This window comes from Paenibacillus sp. 2TAF8 (assembly GCF_052114825.1).
Lineage (GTDB): Bacteria > Bacillota > Bacilli > Paenibacillales > Paenibacillaceae > Paenibacillus.
This window is the reverse complement of record NZ_JBFRFN010000012.1, coordinates 104,729-124,474: the sequence shown is the minus strand read 5'-3', so window position 1 is coordinate 124,474 and position 19,746 is coordinate 104,729. Positions and strand designations below refer to the sequence as shown.

Here is a 19,746-nt window from a genome sequence, read left to right as displayed (position 1 = left end):
CTGTACAGCTATCCGGTATTACGCATGAACAACAAAAACGATGCATATTCCGCATGCCGCTCCCTCTTATGAAGTCGCCCCTGCACAACCATGTTTCACGAATCCCTATAGTATCCTGAGCGGCGATTTTGTTTATTATTTCAACCTTTTTGGGTAAAGGGAAACAAGCATTGGAATGGAGGAAGAGCAGCATGGAATGGAATAAAGCCTTGTTAATACATCATCTTCATGCAGGAAAAGCGAATCGGGAGAATACATTAGGTCTGGTCACCGGCATACTGGCCCCAGCCATTCATGAATTGGTCGTGGTACGGACGGATGAACCGGGTGAAGGAGAGAAGCTGTGCCGGGAGCGCGGGGAAGAGTTCGATGTGGTGTTTATTCTGGGCGGCGACGGTACAGTGCATGAGTGTGTGAACGGGCTGGCATCCTTGCAAAATCCTCCACAGATCGGCGTACTTCCAGGCGGTACATGTAATGATTTTGCACGTTCACTTGGGATTTCACCGGATACGGAGACAGCGGCACAAGAGATGCTGTCAGGTCGAGTTATCTCGGTGGATGTGGGACGAGCAGATGATCGGGTGTTTACGAACTTTTTCGGAATAGGCCTCATCAGTGATACGTCACAGAACATTAACGAGAATCTAAAGGGGGCACTTGGCAAACTCAGTTATTTCATCAGCACACTCCAGACGATAACCCGTTCCGAGCCATTTCAGTATGAGCTAGAGATCGACGGAGAGCGGACGACAGGCGAAGCAGTAATGATCTATGCGGCGAATGGGCGTTTTCTGGGCACCAATGCGTTACCTTTTGCTCCGGATGCGTTGCAGGATGGCAAGCTGGATGTGCTTATTATTCATGAGACAGGCATTCCACTTCTGCGTGAGGTGCTTTCACATAAGCCAGAGGGAGAATGGCAACCCCGGAACGAGAGTATTTCCTATTTCAAGGCGTCTACGCTGAAAATAAAAACAGATGTACCGATGCCAGCCGATACGGATGGCGAATTGTACATGGAGACACCCGCCGAGCTGTCGGTGCTGGCGGGTCATCTACATTTTCTGACCGGGGCGGAGGAATAACCTCCCCGGTTTTTGTGTTTTTTTTGCATGTGCTCTATCTGTAAATCTGGTGTATGCATAAAGCTTTAATAATGGAAGTTGACCACATACCTGTTCTAAGGAGTGCTCCCCGAACTATTATTCTGCTTTCAGATGTTTCTCCCGGAATTCATGCTCAAGGATGCTCATCAGAATGGCATCATGATACTGGTGGTTGTAATACAACATATCCCGTTTAACACCTTCACGCTGGAAGCCAAGCTTCTCATACGTGCGAATAGCACGTTCGTTAAAAGCAAAAACATCCAGTTCAATTCGATGCAGATTGGCGATGCCGAAGCCGTAGTCTAACATAAGCAGCAAAGCTTCACTCCCATATCCCTTGCCTTGGTGAGCAGGTAGATCAATGGCAATGCGAATATGTGCACTGCGATTTTTGGCGTGCATGTCCATCAGGGCAACATCCCCGATGATTTCGTCTGTACTTTGTAATGCGATGAGCAGGTTCAGTCGCGAGTCGTCCTGAGCTAAACTCTCTACATACTTTTCAACCTGAGAACGGACAAAGCTAGCCTGCGTTCCTGTTTGTTTGCGCATTTCGGGCTCAAACAGGCTTGGATAGTAAGCATCCACATCGGATATATCGAATGGGCGCAAGTAAATGCGTTCAGTCTGCATAAGTTTGGCGGTACGACTTGTTGATGTAGGGTGTGACATAGGTTTGTTTTCCTCCTGATCTATTTCAAGCAAACTTGTGTGCGTATGACGCATAAGGCATCATGGCGTTATGTTTCGCCTGAATACTGTTTTAAGTTCTTTCTTCTGACATGAGTATATCCTAATACTGTATACTTCCAAATATACAGTTTTAATAAAATGAAAAGGACAGATGGAGTGAAGCAGCCATGATGCAATTACCTAAACTTGATGAGTACGATAGTGCACCCGTCTATGTTCAGCTTTCAGATCATATTAAACAGGAGATTTTCTGCGGAGCACTGGTAGAACACAGCCGCCTGCCTTCTGTGCGCAAGCTAGCTGAACTTTTGGGCATAAGCACAACACCAGTGGAGGCGGCGTACCAGCAGCTTATTGCGGAAGGATACGTTTATAGCCAGCCGCGCAGAGGTTACCGCGTTCGAGCTGTGGTTGAAGGTTATCACGATATACTGCTTGGTAAGTCGGATACACAGATAACAGAAGATACTAAGGGGATTAACCACGCTAGCATGACCAACAGGCAGGGTCAGGCAGCTTCTACAGTAGTATCACCAGACTTACAAAGCCTACGTCCGGTGACGAATGTTACCTATGATTTTCATATGTCGCACAATGATTTCAGCCTTTTTCCTTATGCGAAATGGCAGCAGTACGCGAACCGTGTGTGGCGTGAAGAGGCAGAGGAATTACTGTTTTACGGAAACCCGCAGGGGGAGAGGGGATTGCGCAACGAAATTGCAGCCTATCTGGCACAATTTAGAGGAGTACGTTGTACGCCAGAGCAGATCGTGGTAGGTGCAGAGCAACATCTGCTCATGTCCTTGCTTACACAGACGATGCTTCGCAAAGGTGGCATTCGATCGATTGCCGTGGAGAACCCTGGGTATCGCCTGTTACCTGGGACCTTTCGGAATTATGGATACGAGATTAGCCCGGTTTCACTGGACAATGAAGGTATAAATCTGGATGAGCTGGATCGGGCAAGTGTGTCACTAGCTGGTGTATCTCCGTCACATCAGTTTCCCATGGGCATGCCGATGCCCATTAGCCGGAGACTTGCTTTGCTGGACTGGGCGGAACGTTCCGGAGCCTATCTGATTGAGGATGATTATGACGGCGAATTCAGATATTCCGGTCGTCCGATTTCTTCGATGCAAGGACTGCGGGAGAACACACCAGTTATCTATATGGGTGGATTCTCTCAGGTGCTTGCCCCTGCTTTTTGCATACATTACATGGTCCTACCGAAGGAACTCCTTCCTCATTTTGGCGAGGTTTATCGAACGGTTCTGTTCGAACAGTCAGCTTCACGTCTGCATCAGCGGACATTGGAGTTATTCATGCGAGATGGAGAACTGGGTAAACATATTCGTAAAATGCGCAATCTGTATAAACGCAAACATGACCTGACTGTGCAGTCTATTCAGCAACATTTTGGTGCTTGGCCTGGATTTGAAATTCGGGGTGAACATGCAGGTTTTCATCTTATGCTGCGGCTGAACAGCAAACAAATGGCCAACGCCATGGTAGCTACCGCTTTGAAAACAGGTGTGCAGGTCGCCTCAGCAGCCTATTTATGGGCAAACGAAAGTGTCCCTGCTGATGGAAAAAAGGAGTTCATGATCGGTTTTGCTGGCATTGAGCTGGAGAAAATTGAGCCAGGTATTGCAGCGTTGGCAAGTATATGGAAGGTCTAACGATTCAAACATGCTTGCACATGACCTAAATACGAATACATGTGGCATTTTCTTTCCGAAAGATATCCAAAAAGAGAGATAGAGTCTTAATGCTGTTTCACATAGAAGATTATTACATTTTATTTATGATAACATAGAGGCAGTTGCTCAATTTTTTCCTTCTGTAGAACGTAAGAAAGTTGTATCGAAGAAGATTAGAGCGGAACATAATGGAACCTTGTCGTATCCATACGGCACTCGTAGGAGGAATTATCATGTATCGCATCTGGATTGTTGAGGATGATCCGAATTTAGCTTTGCTTTTGCGAGATTGTCTGGAGAAATACAGCTTAGCAGCACGATGTGCAAATGATTTTGAAGAGATCATGGCACAGTTCCACCAGTATGAGCCTCATTTGGTGCTGATGGATGTTAACTTACCGAGTCACGATGGATATTACTGGTGCAGGCAAATTCGTAAAGTGTCTACTTGTCCAATTATCTTCATCAGTGGTCGTTCAGGTGATATGGATCAAGTGATGGCACTGGAGTATGGAGCCGATGATTATATGACGAAGCCGTTTCATCATGAGCTGGTTATTGCCAAGGTACGAAGTCAGCTGCGCAGAGTGTATGGTGAATATGCCGGGGAGGCACGAGAAAGAGTAGTTGAAGAAAGTGGCCTCGCTCTTTACCTGGAGCGGCTAGAACTGAAGTGGAAAGGTCGGACAGTCACACTGGCACGTAAAGAGGCGGATCTGCTGGAACTGTTGCTGCTGCGCTATCCGCTGGTTGTTACACGGGAAGCACTTCTGTACAAGCTGTGGGATGATCAGCAGTTTGTTGACGAGAACACACTGAATGTAAATATTGCACGGGTCCGTAGGAAGCTTCAAGAGATTGAAGTGGAAGGCGGCATAGAGACAGTGCGCGGTTCGGGATACAAGTTGGTGCTACTAAAGCCGGATAAGTTAGGTGAACATGCATGAAATTATTGATTAAAGAGCACAGGCTTCTAGTTGTCATACATCTTGTCCAACTGGCACTAGTTGCAGGCGTGTATTGGCTTGACGGCTATCACGACATATACACTTCACTCTACGCAGTATTCCTAAGTATTCTCATTCTGTTGTTCTATATCGCTTGGCGCTATTTCAGTCATCGCAAGATGTACGACCGTCTCTCAAATCCGTTGACAGAGTTAGATAAATCCGGAGTGATTTCCGGTAGCAGTGCCCCGCTAGCCAAAGCAGTTGATCAATTGTTGCAGGCACAGTATGGACTGTATATAAGTCAAATCGGGGATATGGAGCGTCGCCGGCGCGAGCATTCTCAATTCATTAATCAGTGGGTTCATCAGATGAAAACACCACTTTCCGTCATTCATTTGTTAACAGAAGATGAGAACGATGAGCGACAGATTGATATTCGTGATGAGGCAGATCGTATTCAACGGGGACTTGAAACAGTACTGCATGCAGCCCGGCTAGAGACGTTTGAGGTAGATTTTCAAGTAGCTATGGTACAGCTTAAACGTGTTGTACAAAAAACAGTAAATGAGCATAAACGGTTGTTTATTGTTAATAAGCTGTACCCTCAGGTCCAGATCGAAGATAAATTAAAGGTGCCAACCGATGAAAAGTGGATCGGCTTCGTACTGACCCAATTGCTTTCGAATGCGATTAAATATTCTGCGGGCTGTGGCAGAAATGTTACAATTCGTGCCTGGCAACAGGATACAAAGACGGTTCTGGAAGTGGCTGATGAAGGAAGAGGAATTCCAGCGGCTGATTTGAAGCGGGTAACAAGACCGTTTTATACTGGCGAGAATGGTCGTGAATTCCGGGAATCAACAGGGATGGGGCTCTACTTGGCTCAGGAAGTTTGCAACCGGCTTGGGCATGTTCTAGAGATTGATTCAGCCGTTGGCATGGGCGCTCGGGTAAGGGTTTATTTTCAAAATGAATCTAATATTACATAGTTGTAAGGTAAAAGTAAGTTTCGTCGATTGGTACATTCTTTGAGCTACTTTATACTTTTAATTGGGAATAAGAAATCATCTGGTGTATGAAGGAGTAGAGATATGGAACTTCTGCGAACAACTCATCTCAGCAAGATCTACAACGGTCATGCTTCACACCGTGCACTCAGCGATATAACACTTAGCATCGAGAAGGGTGAATTTGTAGGCATCATGGGGCCTTCAGGCAGCGGGAAAACGACACTACTGCAGTTGATCGCAACTATCGATAAGCCGACCTCCGGCGAGGTGCTCATTGATGGTCAAAACCCTTATCAGTTGGACACCGATGCTCTTGCCCGATTTCGTCGCCAGCACCTTGGTTTTATTTTTCAAGATTACAACCTGCTGAACACACTTACAATCCTAGAAAATATTGTACTTCCACTAACGCTGGAAGGTGAGAAAGTGAGCGTGATGGAGAGTAAGGCATGTACAATTGCTGAAAGGCTTGGGATCACTTCTATTTTGAATAAACGGCCTTATGAAGTGTCTGGTGGACAGGCACAGCGAACTGCAATCGCGCGGGCGATCATTCATGAACCGAAGTTATTGTTAGCAGACGAACCAACAGGCAACCTCGATTCGAAGTCTTCCCAGGACGTTATGGAGAAGCTGGCTACAATTAACCAAGTAGACAGGACTACAGTACTTCTTGTTACACACGATGCAATTGCAGCCAGCTACTGCCACCGTGTGTTGTTCATTAAAGACGGAGAACTGTACAACGAGATTTACTATGGAAACAGTCGGCAGGCTTTTTTTCAAAAAATTATTGATGTGTTATCGCTGCTCGGAGGGAACACGCATGACCTTTCAACAATTCGCTTTTAATAATGTCATGCGCAACAAAAGTTTGTACATTGCCTATTTTCTAAGTATTGCATTTGCAGTTATGGTGTTTTTCATCTATGGTGTCTTTGCCTTTCATCCAGGACTTGCAGCCAGAGAGATCGGCGATGTAGCGCAGATTGGATTGCTGGTTGCACAGATGCTCATCTACATATTCTCTTTCTTCTTTGTCTTATTCTCGATGAGCACCTTTATCAAATCACGCAGCCGAGAGTTCGGATTACTGGTCATGTTAGGAATAACAAATAGACAGCTCAGATGGCTCATATTTATTGAAAACATGGTGATTGGTTTTGGCGCTACAGTGGCCGGAGTTACATCCGGCTTGGTGCTGGTTAAGCTGTTGCTCCTGACAGCGGAGTCACTAATCGGTATGAATGGGGAGCTGTCCTTCTATATGCCTTACCGAGCGCTTGGTTTGACTTTCGCTGCATTCATACTTTTGTTTCTGTGTATTTCATTGTTCACTGTCCTTTTCTTTCGAGGGTTAAGGCCGATTGATCTTATCAAGGGCAGCAGTAGGCCTAAGCCAGAGCCACGCGCTTCGATCTGGTTATCGATCATATCTCTTATACTAATTGGTAGTGGGTATAGTGTATCACTGACAGCCGAAGGTTTGGAGGTCGTATACGCTTTGCCGCCAGTAACTGCAGCAGTTGTGGTCGGGACGTATTTATTATTCACACAAATCAGTGTGTACACGATTCGCCTATTAAAGCATAATCGGAAGCTAATGTGGCGCCGGACTAATCTGTTATTTTTCGCCGATCTTGCTTATCGAATGAAGGACAATGCTAACACCTTTTTCCTCGTAACAGTGCTTTCGACTGTTGCATTCTCAGCAATCGGTGCCCTTGTTGGGTTCAAGACAATTCTTACAGAGTCTATTGAGAGACCGTTCGCTTTTGAATACGTTTCACATGTGGGGAATTCTCCGGAGCGGACCGAAATTGTAATAAAAGCAATTGAACGTTCGCTTCGAGCAGAAAAAATTAAATTTACCAAAATGTATGCCGAGTTTCAATCTTACAAACAAGCAGGCGATGGTAAGCCAGTAATGATTCTCAAAGAATCAGAGTACAACGCCTTAGCGGCTGTTGAAAAGGGAACAACGCTGCAGCTCGGAGTGAGTGAAGCTGCGGTGATCCAGCCAAAGAATGTCTTAGCTGGACGAGAACCGCCCAAAGAGCAGCAATTGATAGTGGATGGCCACGGGAAACCGATGCAAATTATTCAAGTTGCTGATTTATCCATTCCAGGTTATGACAAATATTATGTCATGGATGATGGAAGCTTTGCAGAACTGCCAGAGCCGCTATCAACTGATTACTACTATGTGTTTAAGGTCGATGACCTGGCTTCCACAGAAGCTATAGGCCAACAGTTGTACAGCGAGATCGGACAATCCGGGAATGATCGCTTCTTCCCGTTGGCGTTCGAGATAAAGAAGCTACTTCAGAGCTACAATGCAGTGATGTTCGTCGGGCTGTTCATAGGCGTTATTTTTTTTATCTCGTCTGGTAGTTTTTTGTATCTTAGATTGTATATGGATATTTCTGAGGATAAGGCAAAATACAATTCAATTATGAAACTAGGGTTAACAAAAAGCGAACTTTCAAAGATTGTTACTCGTCAGATGGCAGTTCTGTTCTTTCTGCCAATTATTATCGCACTTATTCATGGTACGGTCGCATTGATAGCGTTGCAGAGGATGTTCTATTTTACACTCTTTAGGGAGTCTGTGATTGTGTTAAGCGCATTCGCAATCATCCAGGTTGTATACTTTATTATCATCCGAAGCAGTTATTTACGACAGCTCTTACTGGAAAAGGACGAATAGAATCAGTTTGAAAGCAGATATATCATCCTTAAGTCTATTTAAATTCAAAGGTGGAGATGATCTTTTTGTTCCAATTGGATATTGATATATTTCGGGCCATTAATGAATTGGGCAGACAATTTCCTTTTCTAAATCCGGCTGCTGTTATTATAGCTGAATATATGATGTATCTGCTTGCATTAGCCATGCTGATTTATTGGTTTACCCGCAGCATGCAGCATCGAATGATGGTCATTCAGGCAGGACTTGCCTTTATTTTAGCAGAGATTATAGGGAAAACGATGGGATTGTTATATGAGCATTATCAGCCGTTTGCTGTACTGCCGAATGTCAACAAACTTATTGATCGCAGTGTCGATAATTCTTTTCCAAGTGATCATACTATTTTATTTTTCTCTGTTGCTGTCTCTTTCTGGCTGGTTCGGAAAAAAGAAGGATGGATCTGGCTGTTACTTGCTATCTGCGGTGCGATCTCCCGCGTTTGGGTTGGGGTTCACTATCCAATCGATATTGTAGTTGGGGCATTAATAGGTATCGGATCAGCATGGTTTATGTATTGGCTTGCACCCAAGGTTGGAATCATCGGAAGATCTCTGGCTGTATACGAAAAACTGGAGCAACGTATCTTACCGATTCGTCATAAGTCTGGAAGTATGTAAACTTTCGGTAGTCTATTGATAAGCCGTATGCATATACTTTTGCCGATATAAGTCTAGTTAGTTGCCTGCATATCTTACTCATGCTAAGTAGCGGGCAGGTTATATATTACAAAAGCAGTGGCAAGTCTGGAACTGAGATTCCGGATTCGCCACTGCCTTTTTTGTTTTACTAAAGACATCTATATTTCTTAATAAACTTTAAATTTAGCTGTTTTTAACCGCTCCGTTCAAAAAGAGTCCCACAAGTTCCTCTGCCAGTTCGGCAATCGTATCGTGCATACGGCGTACATCTTCACGATTGGCAAGCATCAGCAGGGACGTGAAGGCCTGAGCAAGCAACAGGGGATTGGCCTCTCTTAAATACCCATGATCCATTTCCCGCTGAAAATGGGTCGCGAGAACTTCGAAGATAAGATGTTCTGCATCCCGAATCTGAGCAAACTGCTCGGCACTCAGATGGGTTTCAGCTTCCCGCATCATCATCTCGATATCGACATGGGCCTGTTGCATCTTGGCAGCTGCCACGTTAACCAGCCGTTCCTTCAATGTGCCGGGTTCTTCGAGACGCAGTGTCGTTTGTTGCATGCCCATTGCCATCATACGGGTAATCGCTATGGTGAACAGTTCCGGTTTGCTGGAAAAATGATAATAGATCGATGCCTTGGTCACCTGACATAATGAAGCGATCTGCTGGAGCGAAACAGTTTCATACCCGTATTCCATAAATAGCCGTGAGGCCGTCATAAGGATGTTATTGTAGGCAGAAGCTTGATCTGCACCTGCTTTGGGTCTGCCAGGAGCACGCTTGGGGCTTGCTTCTTTTCTTGGTTTTTTGTTCATCATATTCGACCTCATTTACGGTTAAAATAACATATTACGATATTTCAAAAAATTAGGGATTGCATAATTAACCTTCCGGTATATATAATTAACTCGATTATATTATGACCCGTGGTTCATTTCCATACATTCTGTCATCGGAGTGTCTGTGCAAATGATCTTTCGTTCAACTTATATGGATTAAAACAAAACTAGGGAGATGAATAGAGCATGCAGGAAGGTTCAGGTTATGGCCGCTTTGTAGCGGGCAAACGAAGTAAATGGGTTACACTGCTCGTATGGATCATTATTGCAGTTGTGCTTGGTTTGATATGGCCGGCAGTTAATGAGCGCGAGACCAACAATGCACAGGATCTGAGTGATTTCAAACCATCCGTTCAGGCTGCAGCGCTGGCGAAAAAAGAATTTCCTGGCGGCGAGGGGCTGCCCGCCCTCATCGTCTGGCGCAACCCTGCTGGACTGACGGAGGATCAGATACAGCAGATTCAAGCGTTAACCGAGCGATTGGATCAAGACCCGGTGGAACAGCAACAGTCTGTTGTGCCGCTGTATCAACTGCCGCCACAGGCGATTAAAGGTCAGCTGTCGGAAGACGGAAGCACCATCGTCATGCCGCTCTTTTTCAACAAAGATGCCGATGCAGAGCAATTGAAGGCAGGCATTGAAGGGTTAGAGGAAAAAACAAAAGYCATCTTCGGCATGAATCCGTTTGATACGGCTATGGATAACCAAGGCAAGCTGATTGCACGCGTAACCGGACCAGTGGGGATATCGATTGATGCAAGCGGATTGTTCTCATCCGCCGATGTGTCTCTGCTCATCGCAACTGTGGTGCTTGTACTTGTATTGCTTTTGCTCATCTATCGTTCGCCTGTACTGGCGATTATACCGATTATTGCCGTTGGTTTCGCCTATATGGTCACCAGTCCGATTCTCGGATTTATGGCGGATCAAGGCTGGATCACAGTTGATGCACAGTCCATCTCCATCATGACCGTTTTACTCTTTGGAGCAGGTACGGACTACTGTCTGTTTATGATCTCCAGATACCGTCAAATTCTCTATCATGAGCCGGACAAAAAGAAAGCCATCTTCCAGGCCATCACCGGTTCATCCGGCGCTATTGCAATGAGTGGATTTACGGTCGTTGCCGCATTGCTGGTGTTGCTGCTGGCTGAATATGGTGCATATCATCGCTTTGCCGTACCTTTCAGTCTGTCCATCTTCATCATGTTTATTGCAAGTCTGACGCTCGTTCCGGCGCTGCTGGCCATCTTCGGACGGGGATCGTTCTATCCGTTCGTTCCACGTACTCACGAGATGGAAGTGGAGCGGGCGAAGAAAAAAGGCAAACTGGCTCCGGCTCCGCGTAAAGTCCGCGAAAGCTGGATTGGACGCATCGTAACGACCAAACCTTGGACGGTTTTGGCGATTACGGTAGTACTGCTCGGTGGACTGGCTGCTTTTTCAACTCAAGTGAAGTTCACGTACGACTTGTTATCTTCCTTCCCGGAAAATGTACCTTCCCGCGAAGGCTTTAAGGTCATTGGAGAGCAGTTTTCCCAAGGAGAGCTGGCTCCAGTTAAAGTGATCGTGGATGCTGGGGGCAAAGAGACAGATCTGAAAGCACGTCTGGAATCACTGGATTATATCAGTAAGGTGGGAGACCCGCAGCAAGGCGCGGAGAATGCTAACATTACGGCGTATAACGTAGAGTTCAATCTCAATCCATATTCAATCGAAGCGATGCAGCATATTCCAGACCTGCGAGCTACGGCAGAAGCGGCATTAAAAGATGCAGGTGCTACTAACGTAGATCAACAAGTCTGGATTGATGGACAGACGGCTGAACAATATGATATCGAAGTCGCTGGAGAGCGAGATGCAAAGATTATTATTCCGGTCGTCATCGGTATGATTACACTCCTACTGCTCCTCTATCTTCGCTCGATCGTTGCGACAGCATACTTGATTGTAACGGTAGTCCTGTCGTATTTCTCTGCACTTGGTCTGGGTTGGATCATCATCCACTATGGCCTTGGGGCAGAGGCAATTCAGGGAGCGATTCCGCTCTATTCCTTTGTCTTCCTCGTAGCACTCGGCGAGGATTATAACATCTTCATGATCTCAAGCATCTGGCAGAAACGCAAAACGATGCCACTTCGTCAGGCGATCAAGGAAGGTGTAGGCGAGACGGGTTCGGTCATTACCTCTGCGGGTCTGATTCTGGCGGGTACGTTCGCCGTTCTGGCAACCTTGCCGATTCAGGTGCTGGTGCAGTTCGGCATCATCACCGCAGTAGGCGTACTGCTTGATACGTTCCTGGTTCGTCCATTCATGGTGCCAGCGATTACAGCGCTGCTGGGCAAATGGGCTTTCTGGCCAGGCAAGTATACGGAGATTGCCGAGAAACAAGAAAAAAAACCATCCCGATCCTTGTAAACCATGGAGAGGGACAGATGGACGGCGGGGCTTCATGYCCGTGGTCCATCTTTCTTTTTTCCAGAGGTGAGAGCCCGAGGTTTGTATGTCTGAGATGGAATGGATAAGCTGGGAAAAATGCGCAATAAATGTTATAGGTACGGGATTCTTTGGTTGCTGAAGGTTTACTCGGCTTAGGGTTATGGGACATAATAGAAGAAGCGTCGGCCTTGGGCAGACGGACAAGTTCACATCAATGGGGTAACCAGAGGAAGGATGAAAGCAAGCATGACGAACAAACTGAATGTGTATTTCAATCATGACGGCGGCGTGGATGATCTCGTATCGCTGTTTATGCTTCTGCAGATGGACAATGTAAACGTAACCGGTGTATCGGTTATTCCGGCAGACGGATATTTGGAGCCGGCAACCGATGCGAGCCGTAAAATTATCGATCGTTTTGGGACGTATTCTATCGAAGTAGCCAAATCGAATTCCAGAGGCAAAAACCCGTTTCCAGCAGCATGGAGACTGCACTCATTCTATGTAGATGCACTGCCTGTTCTGAATGAATCCGGTAAAATGGAAGCGCCACTCTCGGCTATTCCAGCACATCAGCATCTGATTGAGAAAGTACGTAATACTGAAGGCAAAACATTACTGTTGTTCACTGGCCCACTTACGGACCTCGCGCGTGCGCTGGACGAAGCACCAGACATCGAAGAGAAAATCGACAAGCTGGTATGGATGGGCGGTACATTTGAACGCGGTAACGTAGAAGAGCCGGAGCATGACGGGACGGCGGAATGGAACGTATTCTGGGACCCGGAAGCCGCTTATCGCGTATGGCAGAGCGGCATCCAGATTGATCTGGTCGCGCTCGAAAGCACGAACAAAGTACCTCTTACACCCGCAGTTCGTAATCGCTGGGCAGCAGAACGCCGCTTCGAAGGCGTGGATTTCCTGGGGAACTGTTATGCAGGTTGTCCGCCACTGGTGTACAGTGAGACCAACTCCACGTATTATCTGTGGGATGTGCTGACTACGGCTTCCGTAGGTCGCGAGGACATCGTGAAGAAAAAAACCGTGAACTGCATCGTCATTCCAGATGGCCCGAGCCAAGGCCGCACGGTGGAGCAAGCGGACGGACGTCCGGTACAACTGGTGTATGATACGGACCCAGAAGCATTCTTCACATACATGACGGATTTGGGTAAAAAAGCTGCTCCGCAGCGTTATTAATGATCGGCAGCCGTAGGGCTGGCCTTCATTTAAGATAAAAAGACCTTTCTACGATACGCATCAACGATACGCATCGGTAGAAAGGTAAGAGCTAAAGGAAGCCGCAGGCTGTGTTCCGATGATCGGGAAGAACCCCGATGATGTGGATCACTGCCATGCGGCTTTTTGGTGTGGAGCAAGCGGGCAACGAACTAGATCTTAAAGCGGCTGATCAGACTATTCAGCTCGCTGGATAAAACACGTAGTGACTCCGCGGAGTCACTGATCTCGCCCATGGATTGCAGTTGCGTTTCGGCAGCCTGAGATACCTTCTGGATGCTGGATGAGGATTCTCGCGAGATGTGTTCCATGTTTTCAATGGATGCCGACACCTCCTCTGAGCTTGCTGACAGTTGTTCAGAAGCTGCGGATACTTCATGCAGGCGCTCGTTGATCGTTTCAATGCCGCCATGAATGGAGGAGAAAGATTGACCTGCCTCTTGCACGACAGTCAGACCGGATTGTACGGCTGTAGTACTTGCCGACATATGTTCTGCAAGCAAAGAGGTCTGACGTGTCATCTCGGTAATCAACTCGGCTACATGTTGTGAAGATTGCTCGGATTCTCCTGCAAGCTTGCGTACCTCGGAAGCGACTACAGCGAACCCGTTACCGTGTTCACCTGCACGGGCTGCTTCAATACTGGCATTGAGTGCAAGTAGATTCGTCTGTGAAGCTATATTTTTCATCAACTGAGCAACAGATTCAATCTGGCTGGAGTAATCTGTAAGCTGTGTCGTCGATGTGGCCATCTGCACATTGGCTTGATGAATCTCGTCCATACTTCGGATGGCTGTATCCAGCTTGGTCTGCCCTTGAATGGCATCGTTCGTTGTCTGCTGTGACACGTCGGCAACTCTGGAAGAAGAATGAGCAATATGCTGCATGCTACGTGTGATTTCTTCCATGGCTACAGTGACTTCTCCAGCGCGTACCACCTGTTCGGAAGCCCCCTGTGCAGTATGATTCGTGTGCTCGGCAATCCGCTGACTGGCCTCGGCCGTTGCCTGGGAATGCCGTGATACACCTTGTGCGGCGTGAAGCAGGGAATCCGAGCTTTGGCGGATACCCGTCATGACTTGCCGGGTATCTGTGACCAGGTGTTTGAACTCGGAAGCGAGCTGACCAATTTCGTCTTTGCGTCCAAGCTCCACGTTGACGGTGAGGTCTCCTTTTCCAACTTCGGTAATGAGCTGTTTCAGCTTCACTAGTGGCCTTGTCAAATAACGCGCAAATATGTATACCAGCAATACGCTGAGCAATACAATCGCCAAGGCTGTCCAGACCATCGTGATCCGGTTGCTAGCCATCAATTCATAGACCGCTGTAGAGTCCAGATCTGCTCCTACAATACCTAACATTTTGCCGTCCGATCCATGAATCGGCACATAAGCTGTGATGGTAGCACCATAATCTTCATCCCGGGTAAGCTCTCCTCGAACGGATGTGTCTTGTGCAAAGGCTTGCAGCATGCCGTCATACAGCGTTTCCTCTGCTTTGCCGTAAGGGGAAAAGTCAGCTTCGGCTACATCCGGCGCAGCTCCGTCGACTACATAATAGTACGCGGACTTTCCATTTTCCTCGCGTGTGCCCAGTGTATACAAATATTTAAGTCCATTGGCCTCACGCAGCTGACTAAGTTGTGCGCGTAGCGTATCGTAATACGCCGTTTTGTCCTGCCCTGTGCTGAGTTGGGTGTACAGTGTCGTATCAATCAAAGCAGCTGCCCGTTCAGCTACAGCCTGTGCTTGCATCCCCATCGATTGTTCAACCAATTGGGCTGATGCACGATACATCGTGACGCCTAGAATGGCCCCCGCGGCCAGCATTAAACAGGAAAAAAACAAAAAAATTCGCATAAACAAACTATTCATCGTTCCAATTGCTCCCCCTTGATATGTGTAGCTGTAATGGTAAGTGTTATGTAATATGTAAGATTACGCTAAGGCTTATATGAGAAGACTTGAATAACTTTGACGATGTACTGTATTTATTTTGGTGCATCATGTTCTCATAGGTGTAGTTAAGACTACATGCTTGTTTTATGAAAATTAGGTTAGGAATGTAAGCGTATAAATAAAGGTGTATGTTCGTTACGCAGTTCTACTTCAGTTTATCGGCATAAGATTGGAAAAGGATTAGAGATTGGTTGAGGTTAAAGCTAGTGTTTTATGTCGTGGTGTCCTACTGTGTGCAGTCGTGGAGTCAAAAAATCCTGAGAAGCGCTACGAGCTCTTTTTTTGAACAGTTGGAAATGTAACGATTACGAAGAGACCTTATTTTGCACAAAAGGATTGATTTTTGAGCTTATGCACTTCTTTTTCAGAAGATAAGGTCTCTGGAGATCGTTACATTTAAATTTGCCTATAATGCCTATGCTGCTTCATAGGAGATATATCTTTTTTCCGTGCATTAATTAACCATGCTACATTGTTCCGCCGCCTTGGCGAATGGATGGCGGGATCTTCTCAGGCCCCTGATTGATGTAACGATGGATAAACGTACCTACCTTGGCTTTATCAAAATTGTCCAGCTTCATTGTTTTGGTCCAGGCGGTTACAACGATCTCGCTGCCGTCAGGAATATCTTTGTTGGGTACGGCGAGAATGCCTGACCCTGCTTGGCGAAATTTTGCGAGATATTGGAGATGTTCCTTCAGCTCCTCACTGGCATTTTCACGATAATAGATAATGATGTCCCCATGCTCCATGTTGTGGACCAGATAAGGGTACCCCGGAAAGTCAGTATAAAAGCCAAATTGGATATCATGCGGATTATGTGGACCCGAGGTCGGTATTTTCATCTCATAGTGTATGGGGTCCTCGGTGTGAGTGGCTCCATAATATTTGTCATCCGTCACATCAATTGTTGCATTGCTTGGGAGGTCGGCTACATCGTAAGTCTTTCCGGCACCTTGCAGGAAAAAAACTCCGAATGCTACGATCGATATAGCGATCAGGGCATGCGCGGTGAGTCTGAGAGAGCGACTTTTCTTCTGAATGGCTGCACGTTCATTTTTTTTCATATGACTAACAATTTTGCCGCGTGTACGCGATGCCCAGATGTAGGCGGCGATCGAGAGTAGTAGCAAGGCGGCTCCAACGATCAGCCATAGATATGAGGTGCCGGTTTGTTGTTCCATTTGCATGTGATCCATGTGTGTCATGTCCATTCGAATTCCTCCGCTTTCGTAAACAATAATAAATAATCACACTACATCTCGTAGTGTTGAGGGTGAAGCAATACAAAAGCAACTTGTCCGTCCCTGCGAGTTTCTTTCCCACAGTCCGATATACCTACCTCAAGAGAGCAGAGTTGCCTCATCTAGACACTCACTCATATAAGTAAATACAAACATATATTTTCACACTACACATTATAGTGTAAAAATTATGATTCGCGCAATATTGCTTTTTTGCAATGAAAAAGACTCCCCCCATTAACGGGGGAAGTCTCCATCTCAGCAATGTTAAGTAGAAGAAATGAATTTACAAGCGTCCAAACGGTGAGAAGAATGGACCGGCTAAGCCAACGATAACCGAATATAACAAACGATATGTTAAATAAACCAACAAGGCATTAACAATCAGTATGCTGTACGTGCTGTCGATGGCTGCTTTGGTACGATTCAGCGGATGATGGAACAGCACTGTATTCATTGCGACAAACACAATAATATACGATACTACCAGCAACGAGTTGGCGAACGAGTACGAGATCACAACCATCAAGTTAGCGAGCAGAAGCGTAACGATTGCGGGAACCAGTAAGGTTCCGAACTGGGCAATCAGAATTTTGGGACGGAACGTAATCCGTTCCAGCTTAAGCACACCATAGATAAGCGCAGCCGCAGCAACCAGGATGATAGCTGAAAATAGGAGTGGACGTAAAAATCCGCTAATAAATATACCTTCCGCACCAAGGCTGCCAAAGAAGATCAGAACATATGTAGAGGTCAAAACAGCAAACAATGCCATCGTTAGCCACCCATGCAGGGCATGCTGTTCACCGACAGTTTTCATCGATTGATACGGACGAGCCAGTACGCTGAGGAAATAGGACAGGTATTGTTTGCTTACTTCTTTGGCTTGCTGTACTTTTTCATTCTGAACGAAGTTGTTCCACTGATTTCCTGCGCTACCTTGGTTAGTATCGTGATCAGGAGCATTATTGTTATTGGAATTCACTGTTGTTGTTTCTTTCACGAGCGATGGTACAGGTGAAACGGAAGAAGAGCGTGTAGGTTCTGGTTGATGAGAAGCAGATTCCTTGCTGCTGGACCAATGCGTGTATTCCGAGTCAGCAGAAGCTGAATCTGTGCGTGTTACGGAATCCGCAGGATCAGAAGAAGCGTGGGTTCCAGTCAGGTTAGAGCCGCACTTCTCGCAAAACTGGGCATCTCCATTTTCATGATTACATACTTGGCATTTCATGTTCATAAGCCTCCAATTTCTTAAATTATGGAACAAGTTAACATTGTGTCTCATTTTAACGTTCTATGACGAACTTTGTCTATGTATCGCAGAATTAAATACCCAAAATATCTCTTTTGAAACATGAGCCATCATAACAAGAAGAGCCCTCTCCCTTTGGACGGACTTCTCAAAAGCATATATAGTAGAGGAAATGCAAATCTGGATTTGAGAATAGATTCAGGAGGGTAAGCTTCAATGACGGAGACTAATAATACAGCCAAAGCCATATTTTTTGATGTGGATGATACCTTATATGATCACTTGCAGCCCCTTCGGAGAGCATTGCAGGAGGTGCTGGAATTACCGGAACCGTTTGATTATGCGCTGGCCTATCATCGTTTTCGGTATTACAGTGACTGGTTGTCTGCACAGGAAGACCTGTCGGCAGTTCCGGAACCGGATGCAGTGGAGCGTATGAGATGCCGCAGGTTTGAGCTAACAATGGCCGATTTTGGAATTAAACTGCAACCTGGACAAGCACAAGAACTGCAACGTAGGTATCTGAGCAGACAGTTTGAGATTACTCCCTTCGAAGGAGCCTATGATCTCATTCGCAGACTTCAGGCGGAGGGACATACGGTTGGCTTGATTACGAACGGAGAAGGCCAGCATCAGCGTCGCAAGTTAGAAGCGTTGGATGTGTTTGGTCTAGTGGACGAGCAACTGGTCTTTATCTCTGGTGAAGTCGGTTATGCGAAACCGGACAGCAGACTGTTTGAGCATGTGAACAAGCAGACAGGAATGGCAGCGGAAAACAGCTACTATGTAGGGGATTCGTGGCGCAACGATGTTGTAGGAGCCGTGGGCGCAGGCTGGAAGATCATCTGGTTTAATCACCGTGAGGCATTGCCTGAATCCGATCATCAGCCTCATTTTATGGCACGGAACTACGAGGAAATCAGTCATTTTCTTCCGTTTGAACAGGTTCTTTCTTAGGCGGGAACGCGGGGAATCGCAGCACTTTTAAGAATTGCATAATGATCGTGTTGTAAAAAGGCTTTCAGTCCTTTCATCTGTGATTGCAGATAAAGGGCTGTTTTTTATTCTCATTTGGGTGTGTGAGAATGTTCACTGAACGCAGGTGCGGTTGGCAGTATAACTACATGAGCAACCTTGTCTATGGCGGAGGCGCATATGTTTATCATGAAGCCCGGCTTCATTGAATCTTCATCTATAAGAGAAGCCAAAGCTCTTTTCAAAGCAGATAGGCGGTGTTATAATTAAAACAAGATTTAGATTAAGTCTAAATTAAAGAATAGACTAGTGAAGCAATTTCAAACAAATAATACTTAATAAACTAAAGTGAGACATTCGAAAGGGGATAAATTCCATGAGCACAATCCAAACTAACCCAAACACTTCTGTAACAAACACAGCTAAACTTCAAGAGGTCTTGAACCGTCAGATCGCAGGATGGTCTGTCCTTTACACGAAGTTGCATAACTTTCATTGGTATGTCAAAGGGCCACAATTCTTCACACTTCACGCCAAATTCGAAGAATTGTACAACCTGGCTACAGCCAATATGGATGAGGTTGCTGAGCGTCTTCTGACCATCGGTGGTCGTCCTGTAGCAACAATTGCTGAACAACTGCGTCTATCCCCAATTACAGAAGCACAAGGACAATTGTCTGCTGAAGAGATGGTTGAACATGTTGTTGCTGATTTGAATGCGATGCTGAATGTGATTCGCCAAGGCATTCATGAAGCTGGGGAAGTTGAAGACAATGCAACGGAAGACATGATGATCGGGTTCACTGCTGCGCTGGATAAAGAGATCTGGATGTTAAACGCATTTTTGGGCAAATAATCTAGCCTAACCTGTGTCCTGACAACGATATGTAGAGTCCGTGAACAAACGTCCCGTTTGCTTACAAATCCGGTGTGCTTCCCGT

At 46.1% G+C, this 19,746-nt stretch carries 16 protein-coding genes; 11 read left to right on the top strand and 5 right to left on the bottom strand.

Features of this window, described 5'->3' with window-relative positions; genetic code table 11:
• The first annotated feature begins 191 nt into the window (after positions 1 to 191).
• A complete protein-coding gene (locus tag AB4Z30_RS18630) occupies positions 192 to 1,088 on the top strand; it encodes a diacylglycerol/lipid kinase family protein (RefSeq protein ID WP_441929009.1) in 897 nt (298 codons plus the stop codon).
• Between the two features lie 117 nt (positions 1,089 to 1,205).
• On the opposite strand, the gene AB4Z30_RS18625 is transcribed toward AB4Z30_RS18630, so the two are convergent.
• On the bottom strand, positions 1,206 to 1,784 hold the full coding sequence (locus AB4Z30_RS18625; protein WP_441929008.1) for a GNAT family N-acetyltransferase: 579 nt from the start codon (positions 1,782 to 1,784) through the stop codon (positions 1,206 to 1,208).
• A gap of 188 nt (positions 1,785 to 1,972) precedes the next feature.
• Here AB4Z30_RS18625 and pdxR point away from each other — a divergent pair, with 188 nt between their 5' ends.
• The 6 genes from pdxR to AB4Z30_RS18595 all read left to right on the top strand — a co-directional run bounded on the left by pdxR (position 1,973) and on the right by AB4Z30_RS18595 (position 8,834).
• Entirely contained in the window at positions 1,973 to 3,484 is a 1,512-nt protein-coding gene (pdxR, locus tag AB4Z30_RS18620) for a MocR-like pyridoxine biosynthesis transcription factor PdxR (RefSeq protein WP_441929007.1), read from the top strand.
• Positions 3,485 to 3,738: 254 nt separating this feature from the next.
• Positions 3,739 to 4,452 carry a response regulator gene (locus AB4Z30_RS18615; RefSeq protein ID WP_441929006.1) on the top strand — a complete coding sequence of 238 codons (714 nt, stop codon included), beginning with the start codon at positions 3,739 to 3,741 and terminating at the stop codon, positions 4,450 to 4,452.
• Positions 4,449 to 5,444 (top strand): sensor histidine kinase, encoded by a 996-nt coding sequence (locus AB4Z30_RS18610; RefSeq protein WP_441929005.1) that lies wholly within the window; start codon positions 4,449 to 4,451, stop codon positions 5,442 to 5,444. Before AB4Z30_RS18615 ends, AB4Z30_RS18610 begins: the two co-directional genes overlap by 4 nt.
• 102 nt (positions 5,445 to 5,546) lie before the next feature.
• On the top strand, positions 5,547 to 6,317 hold the full coding sequence (locus AB4Z30_RS18605) for an ABC transporter ATP-binding protein (RefSeq protein WP_441929004.1): 771 nt from the start codon (positions 5,547 to 5,549) through the stop codon (positions 6,315 to 6,317).
• Positions 6,292 to 8,175 carry an FtsX-like permease family protein gene (locus AB4Z30_RS18600; protein ID WP_441929003.1) on the top strand — a complete coding sequence of 628 codons (1,884 nt, stop codon included), beginning with the start codon at positions 6,292 to 6,294 and terminating at the stop codon, positions 8,173 to 8,175. Before AB4Z30_RS18605 ends, AB4Z30_RS18600 begins: the two co-directional genes overlap by 26 nt.
• Positions 8,176 to 8,234: 59 nt before the next feature.
• Positions 8,235 to 8,834, top strand: a complete 600-nt coding sequence (locus AB4Z30_RS18595; RefSeq protein WP_441929072.1) for an undecaprenyl-diphosphatase — start codon at positions 8,235 to 8,237, stop codon at positions 8,832 to 8,834.
• Between the two features lie 204 nt (positions 8,835 to 9,038).
• Here AB4Z30_RS18595 and AB4Z30_RS18590 read toward each other — a convergent pair whose 3' ends face one another.
• Entirely contained in the window at positions 9,039 to 9,677 is a 639-nt protein-coding gene (locus AB4Z30_RS18590) for a TetR/AcrR family transcriptional regulator (protein ID WP_441929002.1), read from the bottom strand.
• A 207-nt stretch (positions 9,678 to 9,884) separates the two neighbouring features.
• On the opposite strand from AB4Z30_RS18590, the gene AB4Z30_RS18585 reads away from it, so the two are divergent.
• Complete coding sequence (locus tag AB4Z30_RS18585; protein WP_441929001.1) at positions 9,885 to 12,116, top strand: MMPL family transporter; 2,232 nt, start codon at positions 9,885 to 9,887, stop codon at positions 12,114 to 12,116.
• 267 nt (positions 12,117 to 12,383) lie between these two features.
• A complete protein-coding gene (locus AB4Z30_RS18580) occupies positions 12,384 to 13,337 on the top strand; it encodes a nucleoside hydrolase (RefSeq protein WP_090924098.1) in 954 nt (317 codons plus the stop codon).
• A gap of 191 nt (positions 13,338 to 13,528) precedes the next feature.
• On the opposite strand, the gene AB4Z30_RS18575 is transcribed toward AB4Z30_RS18580, so the two are convergent.
• The 3 genes from AB4Z30_RS18575 to AB4Z30_RS18565 form a co-directional block, all read right to left on the bottom strand.
• Positions 13,529 to 15,250 carry a methyl-accepting chemotaxis protein gene (locus tag AB4Z30_RS18575; protein WP_441929000.1) on the bottom strand — a complete coding sequence of 574 codons (1,722 nt, stop codon included), beginning with the start codon at positions 15,248 to 15,250 and terminating at the stop codon, positions 13,529 to 13,531.
• A 551-nt stretch (positions 15,251 to 15,801) separates the two neighbouring features.
• The gene (locus AB4Z30_RS18570; RefSeq protein WP_441928999.1) at positions 15,802 to 16,548 is read right to left on the bottom strand and encodes a DUF3105 domain-containing protein; all 747 of its coding nucleotides are present in this window, start codon (positions 16,546 to 16,548) and stop codon (positions 15,802 to 15,804) included.
• A gap of 316 nt (positions 16,549 to 16,864) precedes the next feature.
• Entirely contained in the window at positions 16,865 to 17,809 is a 945-nt protein-coding gene (locus tag AB4Z30_RS18565; protein WP_441928998.1) for a zinc ribbon domain-containing protein, read from the bottom strand.
• Positions 17,810 to 18,046: 237 nt separating this feature from the next.
• On the opposite strand from AB4Z30_RS18565, the gene AB4Z30_RS18560 reads away from it, so the two are divergent.
• Positions 18,047 to 18,787 carry an HAD family hydrolase gene (locus AB4Z30_RS18560; RefSeq protein ID WP_441928997.1) on the top strand — a complete coding sequence of 247 codons (741 nt, stop codon included), beginning with the start codon at positions 18,047 to 18,049 and terminating at the stop codon, positions 18,785 to 18,787.
• Positions 18,788 to 19,181: 394 nt separating this feature from the next.
• Positions 19,182 to 19,661: a Dps family protein gene (locus AB4Z30_RS18555; protein WP_441928996.1), complete on the top strand. Its 480-nt coding sequence runs from the start codon at positions 19,182 to 19,184 to the stop codon at positions 19,659 to 19,661.
• Positions 19,662 to 19,746 lie beyond the last annotated feature (85 nt).

Excerpts from the sequence above, each read along its gene's own strand:
- AB4Z30_RS18605 (WP_441929004.1), top strand. The coding sequence starts at position 5,547 with ATGGAACTTCTGCGAACAACTCATCTCAGCAAGATCTACAACGGTCAT.
- AB4Z30_RS18600 (WP_441929003.1), top strand. The coding sequence starts at position 6,292 with ATGACCTTTCAACAATTCGCTTTTAATAATGTCATGCGCAACAAAAGT.
- pdxR (WP_441929007.1), top strand. The coding sequence starts at position 1,973 with ATGATGCAATTACCTAAACTTGATGAGTACGATAGTGCACCCGTCTAT.
- AB4Z30_RS18590 (WP_441929002.1), bottom strand. The coding sequence starts at position 9,677 with ATGATGAACAAAAAACCAAGAAAAGAAGCAAGCCCCAAGCGTGCTCCT.
- AB4Z30_RS18615 (WP_441929006.1), top strand. The coding sequence starts at position 3,739 with ATGTATCGCATCTGGATTGTTGAGGATGATCCGAATTTAGCTTTGCTT.
- AB4Z30_RS18625 (WP_441929008.1), bottom strand. The coding sequence starts at position 1,784 with ATGTCACACCCTACATCAACAAGTCGTACCGCCAAACTTATGCAGACT.
- AB4Z30_RS18555 (WP_441928996.1), top strand. The coding sequence starts at position 19,182 with ATGAGCACAATCCAAACTAACCCAAACACTTCTGTAACAAACACAGCT.
- AB4Z30_RS18575 (WP_441929000.1), bottom strand. The coding sequence starts at position 15,250 with ATGAATAGTTTGTTTATGCGAATTTTTTTGTTTTTTTCCTGTTTAATG.
- AB4Z30_RS18570 (WP_441928999.1), bottom strand. The coding sequence starts at position 16,548 with ATGGACATGACACACATGGATCACATGCAAATGGAACAACAAACCGGC.
- AB4Z30_RS18565 (WP_441928998.1), bottom strand. The coding sequence starts at position 17,809 with ATGAAATGCCAAGTATGTAATCATGAAAATGGAGATGCCCAGTTTTGC.
- AB4Z30_RS18630 (WP_441929009.1), top strand. The coding sequence starts at position 192 with ATGGAATGGAATAAAGCCTTGTTAATACATCATCTTCATGCAGGAAAA.
- AB4Z30_RS18610 (WP_441929005.1), top strand. The coding sequence starts at position 4,449 with ATGAAATTATTGATTAAAGAGCACAGGCTTCTAGTTGTCATACATCTT.
- AB4Z30_RS18560 (WP_441928997.1), top strand. The coding sequence starts at position 18,047 with ATGACGGAGACTAATAATACAGCCAAAGCCATATTTTTTGATGTGGAT.
- AB4Z30_RS18580 (WP_090924098.1), top strand. The coding sequence starts at position 12,384 with ATGACGAACAAACTGAATGTGTATTTCAATCATGACGGCGGCGTGGAT.